Source organism: Pseudomonadota bacterium (assembly GCA_039033415.1).
In the GTDB taxonomy this organism is placed as follows: Bacteria; Pseudomonadota; Gammaproteobacteria; order Xanthomonadales; family SZUA-38; genus JANQOZ01.
Genome location: JBCCCR010000022.1, coordinates 28102 through 52538, shown reverse-complemented (window position 1 = coordinate 52538; position 24437 = coordinate 28102). Strand labels below are relative to the sequence as shown.

The window sequence follows — 24437 nt, the reverse complement described above, 5'->3', positions numbered from 1 at the left end:
GCGGTTGGAGACACTGCTGCTGGCGAGCTTACGACTCACGCAGCTTCCCGATCAGGTTTTCTTCGGCGTAGTCCTGCGCGTCCAGCGACAGGCGCTCCTGCATCAGCTGGAGCTGGTGCATCAGAAACATCAGAAAGATACTCAGGACCAGCGCAATAAACGTGGAGTTAAACGCCACGCCTAGCGAGTCCGTGACGCCGGTGATGTCACCCTCCACGGCCTTGTGGGCCTGCGCCAGCGCTTCACCGATCCCGCGCACGGTGCCGATAAATCCAATGGAGGGAATCGCCCAGGCGATGTAGCGCACCATCGAGAGCTCCGATTCGAGGCGCTCCGCCTCCTGCTCACAGAGCTCGCGCACCGTGGTCGCCACGCTCTGGATGTCCCGCGTGGAGCGAAAGCGGTGCAGCGCCGTCAGCAGCACCTTGGGCAATAGAAAGCGGCGCTCCTGATCGGGCAGCGCCTGCAGTGGGCGCGAGTATTCGCGCGTGTCTTCCGGCAGGATACTGATGCCGTCGCCGACGGGCATAAGCACCTGTTCGAGCAGCCGGCGCTCCCGCAAACCCCGATAGGCTTTGTAGGCCATAATCGCCAGCGCCCAGAACAGCAGCACAAAACAGGCCTCCTGCTCAAAGTCCCGGATCAGAACGTAAACGGATCGCTCCGGCACGTAGTTGGGGTCTTCTGCGATCGCCTGCGTCTGCGCCTGCATCACCTCAGCGGCCGCCGGGCGCACCACCGTGACGTACACGGTATGCACAATCAGCACCGACACGAGCAGCGCAAAAAGCTGAAACACAAACTCAACCGGGAAACCTTTTTTCATCGTTGTGGGTGTCCTGACAGTACCGTCCATGTTGATCTTATTCCTATAAAAACCGCTTGGGTATCAATACTTAAATGAGGCTCGCAGTCAGCTCAGATGTCGTTGGGAAACGCCACTGAGCTGTCTTCCGAGATTTGTTCGCTCGGGACGAAGCGACGCATCGTGGCGCGCATTTCACCCGCGTCGACGTCGTTGGTAGGCCCTTCGCCCGCCAGCTCCGCGCATTCGGACGGTAGGGTCTCCCCTTCCGCCGGCGGCTCCTGGCATACCGCGGGGTCGAACTCCGCGGCGGATTCGTTGGCCTCCTCGGCCGTCTCCGACTTGTCGGCGGCGTCGTCAGCCTGACCGGCCGCCAGCCCTGTAAGGCCGAGACCGAGCAGCATAGCCAGCATGATCTTTAAGGCATTTTGGTTCATGGCGTTCCTCCGCCCTGGTCGATGTAGCGCGCCACGCGGAAGCCGATGTCGTCCTTGCCGCCGGAGCCCTGGTCGCGCCAGGCCAAACGTAGCTCCGTGATGCTGCCGCTGCGCCAGCTGGAGCCGCGGATCACGTGATTGTTGCCTTCCGCCGCGCCCAGCGGATCGAGCGGCGATTTGCCGAGGCCGCTGCTGCTGATCAGGTAGTAGTCGTGAATCCACTCGTGCACGTTGCCACCCAGATCGTGCAGCCCCAGCGAGCTGCTGCCGTAACGCGCCACCGGCGCGCTGACGGGATATTCGTCGGTGTAGTTCGACAGGCCGCGCTCCACCTCACTGCTGGACTCCGTGCCGGCAAAGTTGCCGGCGGCGCCCGGCGGCGGCATCTGCTCACCCCACGGATATTTGCGCGCGGACTGGGAGCCGCCGCCATAGCGGGCAGCATAAGCCCACTCCGCTTCGCTGGGCAGCCGATAGCCGATGGTCATCGGAGTGACCGGCACCATCACGCCATTGCTCTCCTGATAAGCCGCGGGCAGGCCTTCTTTGGCGCTGAGCCAGTTACAGAACCGCGCAGCCTGATCCCAGCTGATCCGCACCACCGGCTGATCCTTCAGGCTCAGGCTGTTGGTGCTCGCGATGCCGGAGTCGTGGCTCGAGCTGAACGCCTTAAACTGAAGGTTGGTCACTTCCCGGGTGCCGAGATAAAACGGCTTCTCCAGCTGGACCTGGCGGATGAATTCGTTGGAGCGCCGACCCTGCTCGCGCCGCGGGCTGCCCAGGCGATACACGCCGCTGGGCCGGATCAGCTTGAGCTCATAGCCGGTGCTGGTCACCAGGGTGTCTGGATTGGCCTCAGCCGCCGCGTCCGCGAAACTGGTGAGCTCCACGTTCAGCAGCTGCTCCTGGTTTGGGCTCGGCGTCACGGTGGTGCTGTAAGGCTGATAGCCCTCGCGCCGCACCTCGATGCGCTGCGGATGCGCCGCCAGCTCGAAGCGGTCGTTCAGCCGGCCCTGGAATACGCCGTCGACATAAACCTCGGCATCTTCGGGTTCACCCGCCATCTGCACAACCCCGAGGATTGGCTGAAGCCGGATGTTGAGCCGGGTGTCATCACCCTCAGCCACGTCCACGACGCGCTGCCGCGACTGGTAGCCAGCCCGAGTGAAGCCCATGCGGTAAGAACGGCCCGGCGCCAGCGCCAGCCGCAGCGGCGTTTGTCCGCGATACTCGCCTTCCACGGTCACGCTGGCACCGCTAGGGGTGCTGGCCACGGTGACCAGGGTGTCAGCCGGCGTCAGCTCCACCGTCGGCAGCGCCAGCTCAGCGCCGGCGGTCAGGGTGAGGCCGGTGGCCCAATCTTTGTAGCCCTCAAGCTGCAGCGACAGGTCGCGTTCGCCTTCGAGGATCTGCGCCGTCAGCGGCGTTTCCCCCACCGGATCGCCGTCCACGTAAAGCGTGGCCCCGGCCGGGGTGCTCGTCAGCTGAACGTCGGCCCAGGCGGGCTCGAGGACCGCCGCAACGGTCTGCTCGATCTGCTTGCCCTCGATGTCGATGGTCTGGTCGAAGTCGCGATAGCGGGGCGCGCGCACCGTCAGCTGATAGGTGCCGGGTTCCAGCTCGTGCTGGCTGAGCGGCGCGGGGCTCAGCGGCTGACCGTCCACCCAGACGTGGGCACCGGGCACGTCACCGGCCGTCACGCTGAGCAGTCCAGGCAGCTTGTCCATGGTGAAGGCAAACTGCTGGCCGTCTTCCGACAGCACGGCAAAGTCGGTCTTGAGCGGATGATAGCCCTCGAGGGTCGCCTCCACCGTGTAGCCGCCAGGGTGCAGCAGCCACCGCTCGCCGAGCTTCAGCGGAAACAGCAGCGCCCCGTCCAGCTCCATCGAGTCGGGGGCCGGCGCGATGTCGATCAGGACCGAGCGCGCGGTGAAGAGGTATAGGGCACAGCCCGCCACCAGTCCGAGCAGCGCGAAGCTGCCGACGGTCCACCACGACACGCCGCCAATGCCGCGGCTGGTGGTCGCCGCCGCCGGCTGAAAGTCGGTCGGCGTGATGACCTCAAAGTGATCGTCACCCGAGCTCTGCTGCGCGGGCGTTTTCAGGTCGCTCATGCGCCGCTCCTCGCCGTGCCGGCGTTCTCTGTGGGGATGTCACTGCTCCTGGTCATCACTTAGCCTCGCGCCAGGACCTGTTCTTCGCAGCGCAGCGAGACCGGCTGCGGCGCCTGGTCGGCCGGGACCATAAATTCGACGCGGACATCGCGGTAGCCGTCGCGCGTGCCGACCGCCGTATAGCGGCCGGGCAGCAGCTCAAGCTGGTGCCGGTCGAACTGCCCGAGGCGCGCGACCTTATAGACCACCACGTTGCAGGCGTTGTCGGACACCAGCGTCACCGGCTGCGGCCGCGCCGCAAGGTCGATCTGTTGGTCGAGGCGGACGAGCTGGTCGCGCAGCCGCGGGCCAGGACCCTCGATCGCCCGCGCGTCGTAAAGCAACGAACGCGCCGTCGAGCGGCCCTCGTTGGACCAGAGCTGGGCCGGGTCTCGCAGCAGCGAGGTGAGCCGCTGGTCCAGATCCTGCCGCTCAACCGCCTGGGCACGCCCTTCCTGGGCCACCCGCGAGTTGGGGTCGCGCTTTAAGATATCGTCGAAGTGTTTGATGGCCGCTTCCCAGCGCTCCTGATCCTGCGCCGTGCGGGCTTTGCCAATATCGCGGGCGACCAGCGCATCGCGCTGCCGCCGCTCCAGTTCGATCAGCGCGTCTTTCGGCGCGCGGTTGGCCGGCTCAAGCTTGGCGGCCCGATTCAGCGCCGTGCGCGCCTCCTGCCAGCGGCCTGCCGACAGCGCGGCCAGCCCGTCCGACATCGCGTTGCGAAAGCGCGCGTCAGCCAGCTCGGTTTGCAGTTCACTTTTGAGCCCGACCGCTTCTTCGGTCAGGGGGTCGAGTGCCAGCACCTGGTCTAGCAGCGACAGGGCGTCGCTGAGGCGGAGCTCGTCGCGCGCCTCCATGACGTCCGCCATCAGCGCTTTGACCCGATCCAGCGTTTCGGACCGGGCTTTACCGATCTTGGCCTGCTCGTTTTCCGGATCGATCGCCAGCGCCAGCGAGTAGGCGTCGCTCGCGTCCGCCGCGTTGCCCCGGTCGAACGCGTAACGTCCTCGCTCCAGCGCCTCGGCCACAATGATGGGACGAAGCGCTGCAACAGCCTGCATCTCCTGAAACGCATCGGCATAAATCTTTTCCGCGAGCTCGAACTGCTGCTCGCGAAACGGCTCATCGCCGGACGCGGCCAGATCGCGCGCCTCACCAAACCGCCGTTCGGCCCAGCGTTCCACCTGCTGCTCCTCCAGCTCCAGCTGGAGATTGATCAGCTCGTCCAGCACCGCCTGAGCCGACTCACGCTGGCGCAGCAGACGCTCAAGGTCAGCCTGACTCAGCGGCGCCGCCGCCGGCGGCGGCGGTTCGGGCGCTGCCGGCTCGGGCGCAGCGGCCGCGGTCTCAGCGACGCGCTCGGGTTCGGGGGCAACCCGGTCGGGCAGGACGCCAACGACAAATACAATCGCCAGCAGCAGCACGCAGGCGGCGGCGGTAGCGATAAAAGCTGGCGCCTTCGATTGTGGCTGCGCGGCGGGTTGCACCGGGCTAATCGAGGGTGTCGAGCCCTTGACGGCTTTGACCGGCTCATACGATTCGGTTTGCCAGTGCGCCTGCACCTGGGCATCCGCTCGGGCGAGACTCAGCCGGATGTCCTCGAGGTCTTCAGCCGCCAGCGTTGCGGCCGGCGGTTCTTCGGATAGCAGCTGCAGGATCAGACGCGCCAGACGAGGCGGTAGCGGCCGCTGGGCCGCTTGCCGCGTGAGCGCGGCGGCCAGCTCCGGCTGCTGAAGATTTTGGGCGCTCTGCCCCGTCTCCCACTCAAACAGCACGCGTCCGAGTGCCTGCATGTCCTGGGTGGGTGTCGCTGCGGCGTCGAGCGTCGGATCGACGAGCTTCAGGCCGTCCGCGGGCGTCATGATGAGGTGTATGCCGTCCACCGCGCCATGCGCAAAGCCCGCTCGATGAATCAGCCCCAGCGCTTCACAGGTGCGCTGGGCGAACGCCAGCCGCTGTTCCTGGTCGTCGCTGACGGGGGCCTCACCTTCCAGCTCCGGCCGCCATACCCAAACCTCACCGTCCTGCACCAGCAGACCGCTGTCCGGCACAATCGCTGGATGGCTGATGCCGGCCGCAGCCGCCAGCTGCTGCCGGGCCGCCGTCACCGCGTCGGGTGTCAGCGGCAGCCGTCGCAGCCGGACCGGTGCGCCGTCCAGGTTCGCGAGCAGGCTATTTCCGCTCGCGCCAGGCAAAGGCTGCCGGTCGCTGAACTGTTCCAGCGTTGTCGGATCAGTGGGCATGGGGTCGTCGCTTATTGCGGAACCGCGTCCGCTACGGGTATGCCGGTCTCGGCTTCGTAGATCTCCCGCATCAGCCGACGCCATTCCTGGTACTGCGCGTCGAGGGTGCCGTTGAGTTTCACGACCTCACCTTCCACCTCCAGCACAATCGGCTTGACCTCAGCGTCGAACGACGCGGCGAGTTCTTTGAGCGCCTCCTGGTGGATCTTGGCTTCCTGATAGGTGTCGTAGCTCTGCTTCAGGGCGTATAGGCCGCCCAGCGCGGCAGCGTTGCCGATACTGTTCTGGGCCCAGTTGCCGTTGGCGTTGGACGAGATGGCCGCGCCACCCACCACACCCAGCAGGCCGGCGAGCATACGGGTCCGGGCGGAGCGCTTGATGTCTTCTTCGGCCAGCGTCTCCTCGTAGGAGTATCGACGCCACTGGTCGTAGCTGGGATCCATCTGCTGATAAAACACCGCGTACTGCTGATCGACCGTATCGATAAACAGGTACTCACTCTCCCGGATGCGGGCCACGCGGCGCATCATCGGATCGTCGTACGCGGGCAGGCGGTTTATGACCACGTCTCCGTTGCGATCTTCGGTCAGGTGGTTGCCGAACGCGTCCGGCGCCACCTCCGCCGCGTAGCGCAGATTGGCCACGGTGCGGATCTCCTTGAGCTCCTCACGGCTCAGCTCGTCGCGCGCCTTGCGCAGATCGTTGGCGACCAGGTTGTACAGATCCTGAAACGCATCGCCGTCGTACTCCACGTCGTCGCGATAGGCAAACTGGGTCGCCAGGTCAGCGTACTTCTTATCCAACCAGGTGCGCCCGGTGGCGTCGGTGGCGGTGACGCGCACCTCCAGCACCACGCCGTCGGAGTGGAGAATCTCGCCGGTGACGGTGACCTCAGAGGCCGGGTCTTCACCCGGCAGCACCCGCACCGCCCCCCATTGGTTAGACTCCTCGAGCGTGGTCCGCAGCAGGTAAGGGACGTAGCGAGCCTCAGCCCGGCGGACGGCCGGATAGATGTTGTCGTCTTCCCGGTCTTCCTGGTCGGCGGGTATGCCCGGATTAAAAATCTGCAGACCCACATCCAGCAGCTGATCCTGAGCCAGCTCCTGATCGGCTTTGTCGATTTGAACCGAGTTAACGGTTTTCACCGTGGCGGTGGTGCAAGCGGACAGGGCAGCCGCAAGGGCCAGCACAACGGTCACTGAAACGATCCTTGACATGACGTTCCTCATTGAATGGATTTTTTGTAGTTGCGGTACTCTTCCCACAGCTTCTCACGCAGCGACGGGTCGTCTTCGTTGATCGCTGCTTCACGAATCTGACGCGCGACCACGTCGTCGTCCAGGCCGTCACCCACATCGCCCGGTACGCGAGGATAAGTTTCGTTGGCCGTACCCCCGCCTTCCAGCCCGGGCCGGCCGGTGATCGGTTCGTCGCCCGTCTCACCATCCACGTCCTGGGAACTACCCGGCAGCAGCGAGGGATCGCCGTTTACCAGCACCAGCTCAGCGCCGGCACCCGTCTGATCAAACAGCCCACCCTCTTCCTCTTCGCCGCCGTTGCCGCCGGCGGCGCCCTGCGCATCGCCGTCAGCATCGTCATTGGAGGCCAGGATGGTGATGGTGCGTTCCATTTCACCTTCGAAGATCTCGAGCGAACTATTCAGCTCCGCCTCAAGCGACTGCTCCGTACCCGCCGGTGAAGCGCCGCCCGGCATGCCGCCGGTGGCGGCAGCCATCTCGCCGCTGGTGGGGTCGCCGCCGCCCGGCGCGCCGCCGCTGGCACCGGCTTCACCGGCCTCAGCGAGTGATTCTTCTTCCAGCGACTCTTCGCCGCCCGATGCACCGCCACCCGCCGAGCTCTCGGAGGCGTCGGCGAGCGACTCTTCGCCACCGCTTTCTCCTTCGTCCCAGGTGGGCTCAGCGCTCGCATCCGCGGACGCTTCGGACTCTTCCGGCTCTAAGACTTCCAGCTCGCTGGTACCGCCAGCCGCGCTCGACTCGGCGTTCGCCTGCGACTCCGCGCCGGCTTCACTCGGGCTGCTGGAACCCGGCGGCTGGGCACTTGGCGACTGCTCTGGACTCGGTGAAGAAGGGGCGCCCGAAGGTGTTGGCATCGACGGTGTTGGCATGCTGGGTGACGGCATACTCGGGGTCGGCATGCTCGGCGAGGGCGACGGCATGCTCGGCGACGACGACGGCATCGACGGTGGCGACGGCGGGGAGGCCGAAGGAGACGGCATCTGCGGCATTTGCTGCTGCTGCATTTGGCTCTGGCTGGCGCACCCGGCGGCCAGCGCCAGCAAACACACCGGGAGCCAGCGTGCAGGCGTAGCTACGGGGTTCGCCAAAGGCGTTCCCAACGTCCTAGACAGGTTTTGCACCGGCTGCTTCATGGTGTTGCTCTCCACGGGTCGTGTCGCGTTTGCGCTATGTACCAGACCATTATAATCGCCAAATAGTTGCAAGACGCAGGGCCGCTCAGCAAAATACTAAAAGCTTCGTAGTGGCTGTGGGCGATTTCCCGCCAATTCACGGCCTTACGACGGGTAACGCGATACTTTTACTGTACGGAGCGCTTCGTGGTGCTTAGGTGTAGACTTAAATGCAACCTTTTCGCCCGACGAGCGGTCACTTTCAGATGAGGCCACGCAGCAGCATGAGCAAATCGACAGGGACAGCCCACCCGTGAGGATCCATCCGCAACGCCGAGAGCGGCGTCCCATCCGTCTGTTGTTCGCCCTGCTAATGGCTTTGACCCTCGCCGGCTGCGCCGGCACGGTGGTCATCGAGCAGGAGTTTCCTGAGCCGGTTGTGCAGCCCCTGCCCTTCAGCGCCGGCATCTATTACAGCCCGCAGTTCAGCCAGTACGTTTACACCGAAGAGGAAGGCAAGCTGACCTTCGAGCTGGGCACCAAACAGCAGGCGGTGTACGACAAAATCTTCGGCGCGCTGTTCGAGCAGACCATCGCGGTACCCAGCCCAGATCAGGACAACTCCAGCTATGGCGTCGACCTTGTGCTCGAACCGGTCCTCGAAGAATATGCGTTTCTGTCGCCCGCTGAGACCGCCACCAACTTTTACGCCGTCTCGATGAAGTATCAGATCCGGCTCTATTCCGACCAGGGCACCATTGTGGGGTACTGGCCATTTGTCGCCTACGGCAAAGACCGCAAGCGGTTTGTTAACGGCAACCAGTCACTCGGCGAGGCGACGACGCTCGCACTGCGCGATGCCGCCGCCGCCATGGTCAGCCAGTTCAAAGGCGTTGTTGAAAAGCAGCAGTGGCGCACGCCGCTGCCACCAAACGAGGTAAGTTCACCATGAATCCAGGTTTTCGACTGGGTGTCACGGCCGCGCTGACGGTCGCGCTGTCGGGTTGCGTCACGGCGCGCGTGGAAGAGTTTATGCAAACCGATCTGGATATGAGCGGCGACGAGTCGGTGGTGATCCTCACCAATCGCCAGGACGCTGTGATCGAGACCGAAGACAGCTTCTCCGAGTGCCTCTTCGGCCAGCTCCGATCCCGGGCCGGTGACGTCAATATCATCAGCGAGAACCGCTTCAAAGACGAGATGTTTCCCTGGTTTGAGCCGCGGCTGGCGCCCACCCGGGCGGAGCTGGTGAACGTGCTGCTCGAAGAGCCGGTCATCGCCAAGCGAGTGGAAGACCTCAACGTCCGCTACCTGGTGTGGATCCACGGCGAGTCGGAGGCCCGCAACAAGCAGGGGGTGATGACCTGTACGCTCAGCCCGGCCGGCGGTGGCTGTCTCGGGGTCTTGAGCTGGGACAACAACTCCAACTATGAAGCGTCCATCTGGGATATCCAGGCCGGCGAGCCCATGGGCATCATCAGCACGGAGGCCACCGGCACGTCGGTGGTGCCCGCTTTGGGTGTGCCGCTGCCGCTGATTGCCCGGACCAAGAACGCGTCGTGCAAGAGTCTTGGCCAGCAGCTCGGTGACATTCTGGCAGGTTAATGTCTTAACGCTTCAGGGCGGTGTCGGAACCGATTCCCCGAAAAAAAAAGCGGCTCGAGTAAGCCGCTTTTTTTATGCCTGACGGATCGTCATGAGATCCGCGGCGCAATTGACGAGGTGTGGTCTAGCCACGCTGCCCAACGTCCGCCGTGCCGTAGCCGGGGGGCGCGTCGGTGGGATAAACCCGGCGGACCTTGTAGCCCGGCGTGGCCACCGTCGCACCATCAACGATGCGGGGCCGGAACCGCGCAAAGCGAAACGCCTGCAGCGCGACCGATCGGGTCTGTCCGTGAAGGTTGGTGCCGATAATTTCGATATCTTCGGGTCGGCCGCTGCGGGCGATCGTAAACTGGAAGTCGTAGTAAACCTCATCGCCGACCCGGCCGTAGCCAATCACCTCAAGACCCAGCCGGGCGCCGGGGTAGATCAGGTGCGGCCGGTCGAAATACTGCGACCAGTCGCGGCCGCTTTCCCCATCGGTCTGGGCCAGCTCCCAGCCGGCCCGATATTGCCCCCAGGCGTCATCGGACCGATTGAACTGCACAAACCAGTCACCCATCTCCAGGTGCGCCAGGATGCGCTGCTCCATGCTGAACTCCTGGGGGTTGTCGTTCATGATGTCCAGAATGTCTTCGGAGGCGCGGAGCCCTTTGATCGCGTCCGGACCGTTCTCTTCGAGATAAGCCCCGGCAATACCTTTCAACGGCGGAATCAGCTTGGGCGAACGCTCGCCGTGAATCTCGGCGATGCTGGCCATCGCTTTGCGGTATACCACCCGCGCCTGGCGATAGTCCTGTACCTGCTGATACCAGCGGGCGAGTCGGTAAAGGCCCGGCAGCGCGTCCTCGCTGTCGACGCCGTAGTTGCGCTTGTAGAGCTTGTAGGCCAGGAGGTGCAGGTTTTCCGCCTGCAGCCACTGCTCCTGTGCCGCAAAGCTGCTGGCGGTGGCTTCAATAATGCGAATCTGATCGAGGTTGTAGACACCCTGATCCCGGTGGGTCACGTGCTGCGCGTAGTTGAAGGTATCGATCGCCTGGTCGTGCTCAGACATATCCTGGAACGCCAGGCCCATGCCGATCAGAGGCTCCACCAGCTCGGTGCTGAAGATGCCCGCCTTTTCGCGCAGGAGGTTGACGCTCTTTTCAAACTGGATGCGCGCCTCGCCAGGCTGACCGTTGCGCAGGAGCGCGTTGCCGAGATCATTGATATAGGGCACGGTTTCGAGATGACCTTCACCGAGCTCGGTGCGGGTCAGCTCAAGCCCGGTCGCCGCGGCGTCAATCGCCTGCGGATACTCCTCAGACCGCATGTAGTTGATGAATACCTGGCGAGCCTCGTAACGGTCGACACGCAGGTCGCCGATTTGGCCGAACTTCGACTCCCGCTTGGATGAGTCCGTCCCGGTCAGCTCGTCGTACATCGCCTGCTCTTCGTCGTCGAGCTCAGCTTCTACAACGCCCGGTGAGGGCGTGACGTCGTCCGCAGCAGCGGCCGGAAGGTTGGATGCTTCAGCGCTGGACTGAGCGTCCTGCGGGGCGGTAGCCGCCTCAGTTTCGGGCAAAGTTTGGGCGCCGGCAAACGGGGTTGCGCCGCTCAGCGCGACCGCAAGCAGCAGACTGAAGCATAAAGAATGACGCGTGGACACTGGTGTCATAAGCAAAGAGTAGAACGAGTCCGTGGGCCAGGCAAGGCGCAGGAGGTTGAGAAAACCTGCCGAACCTCTGGATTTAGGCCGTTTTTCCTGTGGCGTCGCTCAGCCCGAACGCGGGAGAGTCAGGCGCCGTCCCCAGTGTAGACAACTTAATCCCTGGATCAGTTGCACTTAAGGGGTTGTCGATAAGTGCAATCGCCTGGTCATCAGGGCACACTCACCGCATCCAGGAAGGAGCGTCGGCATGGCGAGAATCCTCACGGGACTGGCGCTGGCCGGCGGTGGTGCCCGAGGCATTGCACACATCGGAGTATTAAAGACCCTTCATGAACACGGTGTGACGGTAGACCGGCTGGCGGGGACCTCCGCGGGCGCCATCATTGCGGCCATGTACGCGTCCCGGCCAGACCCACTTTGGATTGAGTCTCATTTCCGCCAGTTTCTTCAAAGCGAAGCGTTTCTCCGCCTCGGCACGCAGCGGCTGGCGCAGCGCTACGAGCGCGATTCGGACGGTGGCGTGTTTTCCCGCCGCCTCAAAGACCACATGGTGGTGAACCTGTCGCTACTGCGTCAGTACATCATCCCGCGCGGGCTGCTCCGCGAGGCGCTTGAGTTTTTGGTGCCGGCGCGAACGTTTGCCGAACTTAAGATCCCGCTCATGGTTTGTGCGGCTGACCTCAACGCCGGCGAGGCGGTGGTGTACGAAGAAGGTGACCTGATCAACGCGCTGTGCAACAGCGCCAGCATCCCGGGGGTGCTGGAGGCGGAGATCAATGACGCCAGCGTGCTGGCTGACGGCGGCGTGTTTCTCCCCGTGCCGGTGGAGCCCCTGCGGTCGAAGGTGGATTTTGTGATCGCCAGCGAGGTGAATCAGCGACGACTGCCTAAGCTTGAGCAGCTCAGCGTGTATTCCTTAATGATGCGCGCAGAGCACCTGACCCAGATAACGCTAGCCCACCTGCAGGCGAGCGCGGCTGACTTTGTGTTCTATCCCGAGGTGAAGGCCCTGCACTGGTCGCAGTTTGGGGCGTTCGACGAACTGCTCGCCAGCGGGATCTTCGAGAGCCTGCAGCGGATCGAGCCGCTGCAGCGGCGCTTGTCGCGGGCCCGCTCACCCGTGCGGCGCTGGTGGCACGGAGTGCGAAGCCGGCTAGCCGGCTCAGCCTAAGCTACGGTTGCATGCCTGGTTCAGGCGTCGCTCTTTGACTCACGCCCCGCCCGCTTGCGGTCCGACTCGCTGAGCAGCGCCTTACGCACCCGCAGCGCGGTTGGCGTGACCTCCACCAGCTCGTCGTCTTCGATAAATTCCATCGACTGCTCCAGCGACATTTTGATCGGCGGGGTGAGCAGCAGCGCATCATCTTTGCCGGCCGCGCGCACATTGCTGAGCTGCTTACCTTTGAGCGGATTCACCGTCAGGTCGTTGCTGCGCGAGTTTTGACCGATCACCTGCCCGCCATACACCTCGTCGCCGGCGTCGATCATCATCCGGCCCCGCTCCTGAAGATTGAACAGCGCATAGGCCAGCGCTTTGCCGGTGCCGTTAGAAATCAACACGCCATTCTTGCGGGGCGCGATACGCTCGTCGATGCGCGGACGAAAGTCTTCGAAGCGGTGGTGCATCAGACCTTCGCCGGCCGTGAGCGTGCGGAACTCCGACTGAAAGCCGATCAGCCCGCGTGAGGGGATGGCGTATTCGAGCCGGACCCGGCCGTCCCCTTCCGCGCTGATGTTGCGCAGCTCGCCGCGGCGTTCCCCGAGGCGCTGCATCACGGCCCCCTGACCGGCCTCGTCAAGGTCACACACCAGCTCTTCATAAGGCTCACACAACACGCCGTCAACTTCCTTCAGCACCACCCTGGGTCGTGAGATCGCGAGCTCATACTTTTCCCGGCGCATCGTCTCAATCAGCACGGCCAGGTGCAGCTCGCCGCGGCCGGAGACCTGGAAGACGTCCGGGTCTGCCGTATCCTCGACCCGCAGCGCCACGTTGTGGCTGGCCTCCCGCATGAGTCGCTCGCGGATTTGCCGCGACGTTAAGTACTTCCCATCACGTCCTGCAAACGGTGAGGAGTTCACCCGGAACGACATGCTGATGGTGGGTTCGTCGACGGTCAGCTGCGGCAGACCCTCTGGCTGCTGACGGTCGCACAGCGTGTCGGAAATCCCTAAGCCCTCCACGCCCGATACCGCAATGATGTCGCCGGCGCTGGCGCTCGGCACCTCAAACCGCTCAAGCCCCGTCATGCCCAGCACCTGGAGCACGCGCGCGCTGCGCTGCGAGCCGTCAGCTGCCACCACGGTCACCGGCGTGTTGGTCTTCACCTGGCCGCGGGAGATCCGCCCGATGCCGATGACGCCGACATAGGATGAGTAGTCGAGCGTGATGATCTGCATCTGAAACGGGGCGTCCGGGTCCACCTCGGGCGCCGGCACCTCGCCGGTGATCACCTGAAACAGGGGGTCCAGGCTGTCGTCCAGCGCGTCGGGCTCAAGGCCCGCTTTACCCTGCACCGCGGAGGCGTAAATGGTGGTGAAGTCGAGCTGCTCCTCGGTGGCGCCGAGACGGTCGAAGAGGTCAAACGTCTGATCCAGCACCCAGCTGGGCCGGGCCCCGTCACGGTCCATCTTGTTGATGACCACAATGGGCTTCAGGCCCAGATCGAACGCTTTGCGAGTTACAAACCGCGTTTGAGGCATCGGGCCTTCCACCGCGTCCACCAGCAGCAGCACCGAGTCCACCATCGACAGCACACGCTCTACCTCACCGCCAAAGTCGGCGTGGCCCGGGGTGTCGACGATGTTGATCCGATAGTCGCCCCAGGTCACCGCGGTGTTCTTGGACAGGATCGTAATGCCTCGCTCGCGCTCCAGGTCGTTGGAGTCCATGGCGCGTTCAGGCAATTCAGCCCGGGCGTCCAGCGTGCCGGACTGCTGCAGGAGCTGGTCCACCAGCGTGGTTTTGCCGTGATCGACGTGAGCGATGATGGCAATGTTTCGAATTTCGGTCACAGGGACTCTCCAGTCTCAACCCGAAATAAGGGAAAAAGGAAAAAGGGGTCAGGTTAAATTTCGGCCCTCGGCCGAAATTTAACCTGACCCCTTTTTCAGACCCCTTTCTCGGGCGGGTCAGTCTTGGCCTTTTAGATTCAGCTGCGGCGCGAAACCGCCAGTTCAGTGAGCGTAATCAGGCCGTCTTTGGCCGGCCCCGGCGCCAGACAGTCTAGCGAGGCGCGCGCCATCTGGGCCTCGGCCAGCGCTCGATCGCGGGTGTAGTCCAGGGCCTGGGTGTCTTTGATCGCCTGGATCACGAGGTTCAGATCCTGCAGACCGTCGTGTTCGATGGCGTTGCGCACTAGCGTTCTCTGCTGCTCGTTGCCTTCGCGCAGGACGTGGATCAGCGGCAACGTGGGTTTGCCTTCCGCCAGATCGTCACCCAGGTTCTTGCCCAGCTCCCGGGTGTCGCCCGCGTAGTCCAGCATGTCGTCAGCCAGCTGAAAAGCCAGGCCCAGGTGCATACCGTAGTTAGCCAGGCCCCGCTGCACCGGCTCAGAAACCCCGCCGATCACGCCGGCGAGCTCCGCCGCGGCCTCAAAAAGTTTGGCCGTTTTGCAGCGAATGACCGCCAGGTAGCGCGCTTCGTCAGTGTCTGGGTTGCCCTGGTTGAGGAGCTGCATCACCTCGCCTTCGGCGATGGTGTTGGTGGTGTCAGACAGGATCTGCATCACCGGCATCTGATCCACTTCCACCATCATCTGAAACGCGCGCGAGTAGAGAAAGTCGCCCACCAGCACGCTGGCGGCGTTGCCCCAAACCGCGTTAGCGGTGTCTTTGCCGCGCCGCAGCTCCGACTCGTCCACCACGTCGTCATGCAGCAGGGTGGCGGTGTGGATGAATTCGATAATGGCGGCCAGCTTGATGTGGTGCTCGCCGCGATACCCCACGGCCTGGGCGCACAGCAGGTGCAGCGCCGGGCGCAGACGCTTGCCCCCACCCCCGACGATGTAGTCGGAGATCTGGTTGATCAGCGGGACGTCGGAGTACAGGCCGCTGCGGATACACCGATCCACCGACGCCATGTCTTCGCGCACCAGGTCTGTAACGCTGGCAAAAAAGTCGCCCGAAGCGGGCGTCTTGAGATCGTTTACGGTTGCGGACACAGAAAAACTCGTAGTTAGCCCCAGCATTATAAGCTAAATGCGCACCTGACTCACATAGATCCAGGCCCCGCGCCTACAGCTCACAAACACCTTTCTGGTAGACTCTGCCGCCTGCTTTCAGCCCCACGCGCACAGGAGGAAACCATGGCCCGCGGCATCAATAAAGTGATTTTGGTCGGAAATCTGGGCAACGATCCCGATACCCGCTACACGGCCAGCGGCGCGGCGGTGAGCAACCTGAGCGTGGCTACCTCCCGGAGCTGGCGCGACAAGCAGAGCAACGAAATGCGCGAAGAGACCGAGTGGCACCGCGTGGTGCTGTTCGGCCGGCTCGGCGAAATCGCCGCTGAGTACCTGCGCAAAGGCTCCAAGGTCTACCTCGAAGGCCGGCTGCAGACGCGCAAGTGGCAGGACAAGCAGGGTCAGGACCGCTGGACCACCGAGATCATCGCTGACGAAATGCAGATGCTGGACAGCCGCGGCGGCGGCGGCAGCGCGCCGTTTGAAGGCGGTGGCGGTCGGCCGCAGCAGCAGCGCAGCCCGGCGCCCGCGGGTGGCCAGGCGCAGGCTCCGGCCGGCCCGCCGCCGGACGACTTCGACGACGACATTCCGTTCTAAGGCGCGTCAAGCCCGGCAGCATCCAGACCCAAGAACTGCCAAGAAATGAGAAACCCCGAACATGAGTAAGCCCGTGTGGCTGGTGACCGGCGGCGCCGGATTCATCGGCGGTAATTTTGTGCTGGACGCCGTGAAAAGCGGTCGCGCGACCGTGGTTAACCTCGACGCCCTCACCTACGCCGGCAATCTGGAGACGCTGAACTCGGTGATGGGTCAGGAAGGCCATCAGTTTGTGCATGGCGACATCGGTCACGCGGAGCTGGTGGCCGGCCTGCTGAGCGGGCACCAGCCGACGGCGGTCATCAACTTCGCCGCGGAGAGCCACGTGGACCGCTCCATCGACGGGCCGGCAGCCTTTGTCCAGACCAACGTGGTGGGCACGCTGTCGCTGCTGGAGTGCTGCCTGAAGTACTGGCAGGGGCTCGCCGAGACGCAGCAGCAGGCGTTTCGCTTCCTGCACGTATCTACCGATGAGGTCTACGGCTCGCTCGGAGAGACTGGCAAATTCACCGAAACCACGCCCTACGCCCCCAACTCACCCTACTCGGCCTCCAAAGCCGCATCAGACCACCTGGTGCGCGCGTTTCACCACACCTACGGGCTGCCGGTGCTCACCACCAACTGCTCGAACAACTACGGTCCGTACCAGTTCCCGGAGAAGCTCATCCCGCTGATCATCAACAAGGCGCTGGCCGGCGAGCCGCTGCCGATCTACGGCGATGGGCAAAACGTGCGCGACTGGCTGCACGTCTCAGACCACTGCGCCGCCATCACGGCCGTGCTGGAAAGAGGTACGCCGGGCGAGGTGTACAACGTGGGCGGCGACGCCGAGATGGCCAACCTCGACGTGGTGGAAACCATCTGCGCGGAGCTGGACCGTCGCCGGCCGCTGGAGAGCGGCCAGTACCGCGACCAGATCACGTTCGTCAAAGACCGACCGGGCCACGATAGACGCTACGCCATCGACGCCAGCAAGCTGCAAAACGAGCTGGGCTGGGCCCCGGCCCTTAGTTTCGCGGACGGCATCCGCGACACCGTGGCCTGGTACCTGGACAACGAGCCGTGGGTGAACCACATCCAGGACGGCAGCTATCAGGGTCAGCGGCTCGGACTCCAGGGCGGAGGAGCGGCATCGTGAGTCGACGCGGCATCATTCTCGCCGGCGGCAGCGGAACGCGCCTTTACCCGGTCACGCGAGTCGTGAGCAAGCAGCTGCTGCCGATCTACGACAAGCCGATGATTTACTACCCACTGAGCACCCTGATGCTGGCCGACATCCGGGAGGTGCTCATCATCACCACACCGCACGACCAGGCGCAGTTTCAGGAGCTCCTGGGTGACGGCGCCGGCTGGGGCATGTCCATCAGCTACGCTGTGCAGCCCGACCCGGGCGGGCTCGCCCAGGCCTACCTGATCGGCGCTGATTTCGTGGACGGCAAAGACTCCTGCCTGGTGCTGGGTGACAACATCTTCTATGGCCACGGCCTGGTGCCGATGCTCAAGAGCGCTGACGAGCGCCAGTCGGGCGCCACCGTGTTCGGCTACTGGGTGCGGGACCCGGAGCGCTACGGCGTGGCGGAGATGGACGCCAGCGGCAAGGTCATCAGCATTGAAGAAAAGCCGGAAAAACCGCGCTCCAACTACGCGGTGACGGGCCTGTATTTCTACGACGGCCGCGCACCCGCGTTTGCCGCGGAGCTCGAGCCGTCCCCTCGCGGCGAGCTGGAGATCACCGATCTGAACCGACGCTACCTCGAGCAGGATGAGCTTCACCTGGAGCGGATGGGACGAGGCTACGCCTGGCTGGATACCGGCACGCACGAGTCGCTGGTGCAGGCCAGCACCTACATCGAGACGCTGGAGCAGCGTCAGGGGCTGCGTATCTGCTGTCCGGAGGAGATCGCTTTCTCCAAAGGCTGGATTTCCGCGCAGCAGCTTGAGCGGCTTGCCACCCCCTTAAGCAAAAACGGCTATGGCCAATACCTGCTGAAGCTGGCCGCTGACGGCGCCCATCCGATATGAAGGTGCTCCCTACCCAGATTCCCGGCGTGATGCTGTTTGAGCCGGTGCTTCACGGCGACGATCGCGGCTTCTTTATGGAAACCTGGAACCACGCACGCTATAGCGAGGTGGGGCTGCCGACGATGTTCCGGCAGAACAACCTGTCCAAGTCCGCTCAAGGGGTCCTGCGCGGGCTTCACTTTCAGGAGCCCAACCCGCAGGGAAAGCTCGTGCACGTGCTCAGCGGTGAAGTCTTTGACGTTGCGGTCGACATCCGGCGGGGCTCTCCGACGTTTGGCCAGTGGGAGGGTTATCACCTCTCCGGCGACAACCATCGCCAGCTCTATGTGCCGGAAGGGTTTGCGCACGGTTTCTGCGTGCTGTCGGAGTTCGCTATCTTCAGCTATCAGTGCACGCGCGTTTATGAACCGGCCAACGATCGCTCACTGGCCTGGGACGACCCGGACATCGGCATCAGCTGGCCGGTCGACCAGCCGCTGCTGTCGGACAAAGACCGCAGCGCGCCCAACCTTGCCGACTGCAACACCCTGCCCGCCTACGATGAGCACGAGCAAGCCGCATCAGTTTGAGCTGAGCCTGATCCAAGCGCTGGAAGCCTCAGCCCCGGGCTCCAAGGCCGCCTGGTGCCAGTTCTCCGACCACCACTGGTCTGACCTCACCGGAGAAGAACGCCAGCCGCTGAGCCGAGCGGTGGACAAGCGCCGGCGGGAGTTTGCCGCCGGCCGCGTGGCTGCCAAAGCGGGTGCCGCCGCGTTGGGCATTGAACTGTCTTCGCTACCGGTCGGCTCCCAGCGCGAACCCTGCTGGCCGGGTGGCCTCGTCGGCACCATCACGCACGACAACGTCAGCGCCTTAGCCTGGCTGGCGCCACAGGCGCAGTGGCTGGGACTCGGGCTGGACGTGGAGTGCAGCACGCGGCTCAAACCCAACACCTGGCGCCTGTTGTTTAATGACGATGAGCTGGGCGTGCTCAACGCCAGCGATGACCCTACGCTTGCCGTGCTGATGTTCAGCGCCAAAGAGAGTATCTACAAATGCCTGTTTCCGCTGGTGAAACGGTTTGTGGGCTACAAAGAGGTGTCGGTGCTACCCGGGAATCGCGAGCAGCTGGAAGTTGTGCTGAATGATGAGCTTGCGGCCGAGACGGCGATCAGCGCCATGACCGTGCAGGCTTTTCACCTCGACGATCGCCTTGCGACCTGGACGTGGCTCACCCGGGAACCGTCACGGTAACAACGCCGAGCCTCAGGCTCGGCGGGGTCGAGTCCGCGTGGTCGCTAGCCCTGTGGGCGCCGACGAACCGGCCTGTCGCGGCGTCGCTCTCGGTGCATACGCCGCCCGGACGAGCCGGACTGCGCCATGGCGGGCGTTGCGGTGAGCGTGAGAACGGCTGGTGCGACATAGCCCGCCTTTTTCAGTAAAGCCCGACGGCTCGTCTTCTGCATATTGATGTCCTTTGCTTCGCATCACCGGCCCCCACCGGCGATCAACGTATGCCGACATTGTCACCGAAAAAAGTCCCAGAAACCGTTTCTGTGACATTCCTTCACACGTCGCCCGCATCGGACAGCAATACGTCAGGTTAGGCGTGCAGAAAGCTCCCGCAAACGCTGCGAGCGGGCAGCGTCATCTTCACTCTCACCGTCACCGTCAGTGGCGTCTGGCTCGATGTCGAATACCGGCTGACCTTTTTTCACCACCACGCCGTCGTCCGCAATCAGTAGACGGGTGATGGTGCCGGCAAAGCGCGCCCGCACCACGTTGAACATTTTCATCACCTCAATCACGTAGAGCGGATCGCCCGCCTCGAAGTGGTCGCCCACCTCAATAAACGGCGGCAGGTCCGGCGCCTGGCGGGCGTAGTACATCCCGCCGGCTTCCGCGAGGATCTGGTTGCCGGTGGCGCGCGGCGGCGGCGCCAGCACCAGGCGGGCGGCATCCTGCGTTTCTTTGCCCTGCAGCCGGTCAGGGATTTCGACGGTGAGATCTTCGTTGACCTTCAGATCGTAGAAACCGCTTTCCTGAGCCAGCAGCTGAGGCAGCGCCAGGATTGCGTTGCCAAGCTGGAACCCGGCGTGACTGGCTTTGAGCGCTGCAGCCGACGGACCATCGCCCGCATCTTCCGACGCTGCCGCCAGCGCGGCTTCGGCTGAAGCGTAGTCTTGAGCACCGAGCTGCTGCTGGAGCTGCTCGTAGAACGCCATCGCCTGCTGCAGCAGCGCCTGATCGTGGTCCCAGATGACGTAAGCCGGCGGTTGATCTGGCTGCGCATCCATCGACAGGAACGAATACAGGCGATCCAGCACCTCCAGCGGGTTGACGGACCAGCGCCAATGCTCGTCATCCCAGCTTCCCCAGCCGCTTGAAGCGCTCAGCCAGCCCGACAGCACGTGCGGATGATCAAAAAGCCGCCGCAGAGGCCGCAGCAGCAGAGTGCGTTTCTGCTCCGCGATCGCCTGTACCGCTGCCCGATGCTCCGCGCCAATGCTCTGCAGCTCCTGGGAAACCACCGCCGAATAGACGCCGGCAAGGTCCAGCCCCTCAGCGCTGGTGGCCAGGTCCGCCACCGCAACCAGGTAAGGCGGCACAAAGCGGGTTCCAACCTTCGCGCGGACGTCGTTGGCCAGCAACCAGTGCAGCAGGCCGTAGTGAAACTCGAGGTTGGTCTCAAGGTCGCGACCGCGAAGCTTGGCCCGGCGCATCACGTCGCCCAGCCCTTCACACGTTTCGCGCCGTGACTCCCCAACCGTCAGCAGAAGCGCGAGGTTGCTGTCGTACGCGCCAGCCAGGTAGTACGGCATAAACAGGCCCGTATCGGGATTGGGTACGCTGATTCCCTGGTCGTCGCGAATCTCATTTGGCAAACATGGCGACCACGACTGAATCAGGCCACCCGCGTGCGGCGCCAGGGCGTCATTGGTGGCGTTGAGGCGCATCTCGATGGAGTCCATGTTTCGCACGACTCGCTTCGGCCTTGGCAGCCGCGGACCGTGTGCCGCGAGTATCGCCATCGCCTCGATCAGCGAGTTGACCTGAAACGCCTCGCCGGGAAACTCCGGGTTCTCGAACTCCAGCGCGTAGCACAGCTCCGTCACGCGGTGCTCCACCTGGATGCGGGTATTCATCTCCATGAAGTAGTGGTTGTTGCCGTCGACGATACATTCCCAGGTGGACACCGAGTCCAGCCCCGTCGCTGCGCCGAAACGCTCCGCCTCGGCCTGCATGCGATTGAGAATGTCCAGCTCATCCTGCAGCGCCTGAGCACGTATCTCGTTGCCGGCCGACCGGGAGGCTTCGATGGCCCGTTCGATCGACGGCTCGGTCACCGAGATTTCCAGCAGCTTCTGCTCATGCATCTGGAGCGAACAGTCGCGCGAACCGAGCGCGATACACCAGTCGCCATTGCCGAGCAGCTGCACCTCCTGGTGCCGGTTGCTGTCGATGTTGAGCTCGATCAACAGGTTTTTGTTATCGCCGGGCCCGGTGGCCTTCACCTCAGAAAAGATCTCTCGAGCCTTCTCCGGAGCCTGGGCGGCGGCTTTGGCGATACAGGCCTCAGGGCTGTCGGCACTGAGGCTGCTCGGCGACTCAAGGAGCCGCTGGCCTTTTCCCCCACCGCCACCAATGGCCTTGAGCCGTAAGCGACGATCGGGATACTTCTCAAACAGGTTGGCCACCTGCCGGCGAATCTCATCGCAGAGCTCGTCGACGGTGATGACCTCCACCGCAGCGCGGTAGCTAGCATCCAGCACGTCTTCCGCCAGCAGCTCGGGGGTGTCGGGTAGATCGGCCGGCAGCTCAAGACCTTGCTCCTGGGCCAGCGCCGTGAGCGCGTCGACCGTTGAATGTTTGCGCAGCAGCGCCAGGGCGCTGACGTTATCCACGCCAGGCGTTACGCTGATGTCGCAGGCCAGCGCGGTTCGTTTGGCCACGTCTTTGCGCCCGGCATCGCGCACGGTGCGGCTGCAGGGGCCGATAAAGTTGAGTCCGGCCTCCTCCAGTGATCGCACCAGAATTTCCTCTTCGGCCATGAAGCCGTAGCCGGCGAACACCGAGTTGTAGCCGTTTGCCTTTGCGATGCCGATGATTTGCGCGATGCGATGCTCCCGCTCGGCTTGATCCACGCCGCTGTAGTCGGGCAGCCGGTGGATGCGCGACTGGTCCTTGAGCTCCCGCAGCTCCGGCGCAAGCGCTCGGGGAAAGGCGATTGAATCTTTTTCCGAGAGCAGAATGCCGAAGTGCTCGATGCCCATCTGGGAAAAGACGTCCATCGCCTCCTTGCGCACCGGGCCGCGGCAGATGATCAGTGGCCTCAAATGTTCACAGGCAAAGCTGCGCTCCCAGTCGGAGCCGCCCCGGCTGCGGCGACGGTCTTCGAAGACCTGCGGGTTTTGGGTATAGATGCCGGCCATCAGTGGAACTCCCGCTGGACGCCCGTCAGCGGACTGGGCTCGTAGTGACGCAAACAGAAATCGATGGTGGTGCCCAGGAGCTTCCGTAGCTCGGACGGCATGACAATCTGCGAGATGGAGCCGAGGCTCAGCCCCTCTTTCGGATTCATCAGCGCCTTTTCGTAGCGTGCTACGAGCTCAGCGTCTTTGCCGGCGAACCAGGCATCTGCCTCGCGGGTGGCCTCAGCGGTCGCCGCCTCCGGCGTGCTGCCCGACTCTCGCAGCTTGGCCGCCAGCTCAGCCACGCGCTGCTTTCGCTCAGCACGCAGTGACTGCAGCTCTTTTTTGTAGACAAACTCACGGCCGGCAGGACCCATCACCGCCACACGAGTGGACGGCAGGGCGAAAACGTAGTCCGCCCCGGTGGGGTAGTTGTTGAAGGAGGCGTAAGCACCGCCGTAAGCGTTGCGGACCAGCAACAGAATTCGCGGGGTGCGCAGATCGACAATCGCATCCAGCATCGCCCGGCCTGCCTGCACGACACCCCGCTGCTCCTGCTCGGTTCCCGGCAGGAAGCCGGGGGTGTCTTCCATAAAGATCACCGGAATGTTGTAGAGGTTGCAGAAGCGAATGAAGCGCGCGCTCTTGAGCGCTGAGTCGACGTCGATAAAGCCCGTTGAGACGGCGCTGTTGTTGGCCACAAAGCCCACCACATGACCGCCGATGCGGCCGAGCGCCGTGGTCATGTTGCCAGCCCGATCGGGCTGCAGCTCGAAGTAGTCTCCGTGGTCACAAATCTGCTGGATGATGATGCGGATATCGAACGGTGTGTTGAACCCCGCCGGCTGGGCAAAGGTGCGATGAAACAGCACGTCGATCTCCGGCGTTTCCCGGTCGAGCGGATCGGAGCTTGGGCGAAACGGGGGCGACTCGTGGTTGTTGCCCGGAAGGTACGACAGCAGACGCCGGACGGTCTTTAGTGCGCCCACTTCGTCGGGGGTGGTCAGGTCCGCGACACCGGAGGCGCCGTGTACGCCCGGGCCGCCGAGCTCGTCGGGCGTCACGTCCTCACCCAGCACCTCGCGGACCACGCCGACACCGGTCAGTCCAAAAAACGAGTCGTTGGGCTGGATGACAAAACTCCCCTGCCGCGGCAGGTAGGAACCGCCACCGGCGTTGAAGCCAAACATACACATGATGCTGGGGACCACGCCGCTGATTTTGCGCAGCGCGGTAAACGCCTCGGCGTAACCGTCCAAGCCGCCGACGCCGGCCGGTACGTAAGCACCCGCGCTATCGTTCAGCCCCACCAGAGGTATGCCGCGCTTCGCGGCCAGCTCGTAGAGCCGCGCAAGCTTGCGGCCGTTGGTGGCGTCCATGGATCCGGCGCGCACCGTAAAGTCGTGCGCGTAGAGCGCCACGTCGCGGCCGTCGACATTCAGGATCGCGGTGACCAGCGAAGCCCCATCAAGGTTGGGCCCCCAGTTTTGAAACAGCACGGTGGGCTCTTTGTCGCTCAAGACCTTCATCCGCTCCCACACGGTCATGCGGTTTTTCAGGTGCTGGCGCGTGATGTTGCGAAGACCGCCCGCAATCCTCGGGCGTTCCCGAAGCATGCGCGCTTCAGCGAGCATTTCTTCGTATTGAGTCAGCGACTCTTCGGGACCGGCATCGGGTGGCAAAAACGGGTTGTTCAAAGAGGGAACCACGGGGTCGGTCATCGGGATACCTAAATGGGGAAACCCGCCTATGCTACAAGCGGTTACTGCGTATTTCTAGCGTGTTCGAGCGGCTAAGGAAAACCCGATGACATGTGTCGGGAAACCTGATCAAAGTGGCAAAAATCGATGAGCCGCAAGCCATAAATTCCCGGCATGGAGAGGGCAAGTCCAGTGCATCGACGCCAGAGCGACTCGGCGTCCACCAGCGACGAAATCCGGGAAGCAAGTCACTAGGTGACTATTTGGTCGCCGGGAGCCCG

20 protein-coding genes are annotated in these 24437 nt (G+C 63.7%); 9 read left to right on the top strand and 11 right to left on the bottom strand.

Annotated elements, in window-relative coordinates:
- Positions 1–28: 28 nt before the first annotated feature.
- The 6 genes from AAF358_17695 to AAF358_17670 all read right to left on the bottom strand — a co-directional run bounded on the left by AAF358_17695 (position 29) and on the right by AAF358_17670 (position 7751).
- Entirely contained in the window at positions 29–826 is a 798-nt protein-coding gene (locus AAF358_17695) for a MotA/TolQ/ExbB proton channel family protein (GenBank protein MEM7707397.1), read from the bottom strand.
- Positions 827–918: 92 nt separating this feature from the next.
- A complete protein-coding gene (locus AAF358_17690; GenBank protein MEM7707396.1) occupies positions 919–1242 on the bottom strand; it encodes a hypothetical protein in 324 nt (107 codons plus the stop codon).
- Complete coding sequence (locus AAF358_17685) at positions 1239–3356, bottom strand: PEGA domain-containing protein (GenBank protein ID MEM7707395.1); 2118 nt, start codon at positions 3354–3356, stop codon at positions 1239–1241. The genes AAF358_17690 and AAF358_17685 overlap by 4 nt, the downstream gene beginning before the upstream one ends.
- Before the next feature lie 59 nt (positions 3357–3415).
- The gene (locus AAF358_17680; GenBank protein ID MEM7707394.1) at positions 3416–5638 is read right to left on the bottom strand and encodes a hypothetical protein; all 2223 of its coding nucleotides are present in this window, start codon (positions 5636–5638) and stop codon (positions 3416–3418) included.
- A gap of 11 nt (positions 5639–5649) precedes the next feature.
- A complete protein-coding gene (locus AAF358_17675; protein MEM7707393.1) occupies positions 5650–6855 on the bottom strand; it encodes a hypothetical protein in 1206 nt (401 codons plus the stop codon).
- 8 nt (positions 6856–6863) lie between these two features.
- A complete protein-coding gene (locus AAF358_17670; GenBank protein MEM7707392.1) occupies positions 6864–7751 on the bottom strand; it encodes a hypothetical protein in 888 nt (295 codons plus the stop codon).
- A gap of 13 nt (positions 7752–7764) precedes the next feature.
- Here AAF358_17670 and AAF358_17665 point away from each other — a divergent pair, with 13 nt between their 5' ends.
- The 3 genes from AAF358_17665 (at position 7765) to AAF358_17655 (ending at position 9614) form a co-directional block, all read left to right on the top strand.
- Positions 7765–8085, top strand: a complete 321-nt coding sequence (locus tag AAF358_17665) for a hypothetical protein (GenBank protein ID MEM7707391.1) — start codon at positions 7765–7767, stop codon at positions 8083–8085.
- Between the two features lie 237 nt (positions 8086–8322).
- On the top strand, positions 8323–8961 hold the full coding sequence (locus AAF358_17660) for a hypothetical protein (GenBank protein MEM7707390.1): 639 nt from the start codon (positions 8323–8325) through the stop codon (positions 8959–8961).
- Complete coding sequence (locus tag AAF358_17655) at positions 8958–9614, top strand: hypothetical protein (GenBank protein ID MEM7707389.1); 657 nt, start codon at positions 8958–8960, stop codon at positions 9612–9614. Before AAF358_17660 ends, AAF358_17655 begins: the two co-directional genes overlap by 4 nt.
- A gap of 124 nt (positions 9615–9738) precedes the next feature.
- On the opposite strand, the gene AAF358_17650 is transcribed toward AAF358_17655, so the two are convergent.
- The gene (locus AAF358_17650) at positions 9739–11175 is read right to left on the bottom strand and encodes a tetratricopeptide repeat protein (GenBank protein MEM7707388.1); all 1437 of its coding nucleotides are present in this window, start codon (positions 11173–11175) and stop codon (positions 9739–9741) included.
- 334 nt (positions 11176–11509) lie between these two features.
- Between AAF358_17650 and AAF358_17645 the strand changes: the two genes are divergently transcribed.
- Complete coding sequence (locus tag AAF358_17645; protein ID MEM7707387.1) at positions 11510–12433, top strand: patatin-like phospholipase family protein; 924 nt, start codon at positions 11510–11512, stop codon at positions 12431–12433.
- Positions 12434–12453: 20 nt separating this feature from the next.
- On the opposite strand, the gene typA is transcribed toward AAF358_17645, so the two are convergent.
- Both typA and AAF358_17635 read right to left on the bottom strand, forming a co-directional pair.
- A complete protein-coding gene (gene typA / locus AAF358_17640; protein MEM7707386.1) occupies positions 12454–14277 on the bottom strand; it encodes a translational GTPase TypA in 1824 nt (607 codons plus the stop codon).
- A 137-nt stretch (positions 14278–14414) separates the two neighbouring features.
- Complete coding sequence (locus AAF358_17635) at positions 14415–15344, bottom strand: polyprenyl synthetase family protein (protein ID MEM7707385.1); 930 nt, start codon at positions 15342–15344, stop codon at positions 14415–14417.
- A 225-nt stretch (positions 15345–15569) separates the two neighbouring features.
- On the opposite strand from AAF358_17635, the gene ssb reads away from it, so the two are divergent.
- From ssb to AAF358_17610, 5 genes are all read left to right on the top strand, one after another.
- Positions 15570–16043, top strand: coding sequence for a single-stranded DNA-binding protein (ssb, locus tag AAF358_17630; protein ID MEM7707384.1), 474 nt, complete (start codon positions 15570–15572; stop codon positions 16041–16043).
- A gap of 61 nt (positions 16044–16104) precedes the next feature.
- Positions 16105–17181, top strand: coding sequence for a dTDP-glucose 4,6-dehydratase (gene rfbB, locus AAF358_17625; GenBank protein MEM7707383.1), 1077 nt, complete (start codon positions 16105–16107; stop codon positions 17179–17181).
- On the top strand, positions 17175–18065 hold the full coding sequence (gene rfbA, locus AAF358_17620; GenBank protein MEM7707382.1) for a glucose-1-phosphate thymidylyltransferase RfbA: 891 nt from the start codon (positions 17175–17177) through the stop codon (positions 18063–18065). The genes rfbB and rfbA overlap by 7 nt, the downstream gene beginning before the upstream one ends.
- The gene (gene rfbC, locus AAF358_17615; GenBank protein MEM7707381.1) at positions 18062–18634 is read left to right on the top strand and encodes a dTDP-4-dehydrorhamnose 3,5-epimerase; all 573 of its coding nucleotides are present in this window, start codon (positions 18062–18064) and stop codon (positions 18632–18634) included. Before rfbA ends, rfbC begins: the two co-directional genes overlap by 4 nt.
- Positions 18606–19298, top strand: coding sequence for a 4'-phosphopantetheinyl transferase superfamily protein (locus tag AAF358_17610; protein MEM7707380.1), 693 nt, complete (start codon positions 18606–18608; stop codon positions 19296–19298). Before rfbC ends, AAF358_17610 begins: the two co-directional genes overlap by 29 nt.
- 344 nt (positions 19299–19642) lie before the next feature.
- Here the strand turns inward: AAF358_17610 and AAF358_17605 are convergent, their stop codons facing one another.
- Positions 19643–22477, bottom strand: coding sequence for a biotin/lipoyl-containing protein (locus AAF358_17605; GenBank protein ID MEM7707379.1), 2835 nt, complete (start codon positions 22475–22477; stop codon positions 19643–19645).
- Positions 22477–24177, bottom strand: a complete 1701-nt coding sequence (locus AAF358_17600; protein ID MEM7707378.1) for a carboxyl transferase domain-containing protein — start codon at positions 24175–24177, stop codon at positions 22477–22479. Before AAF358_17600 ends, AAF358_17605 begins: the two co-directional genes overlap by 1 nt.
- Between the last annotated feature and the right edge of the window lie 260 nt (positions 24178–24437).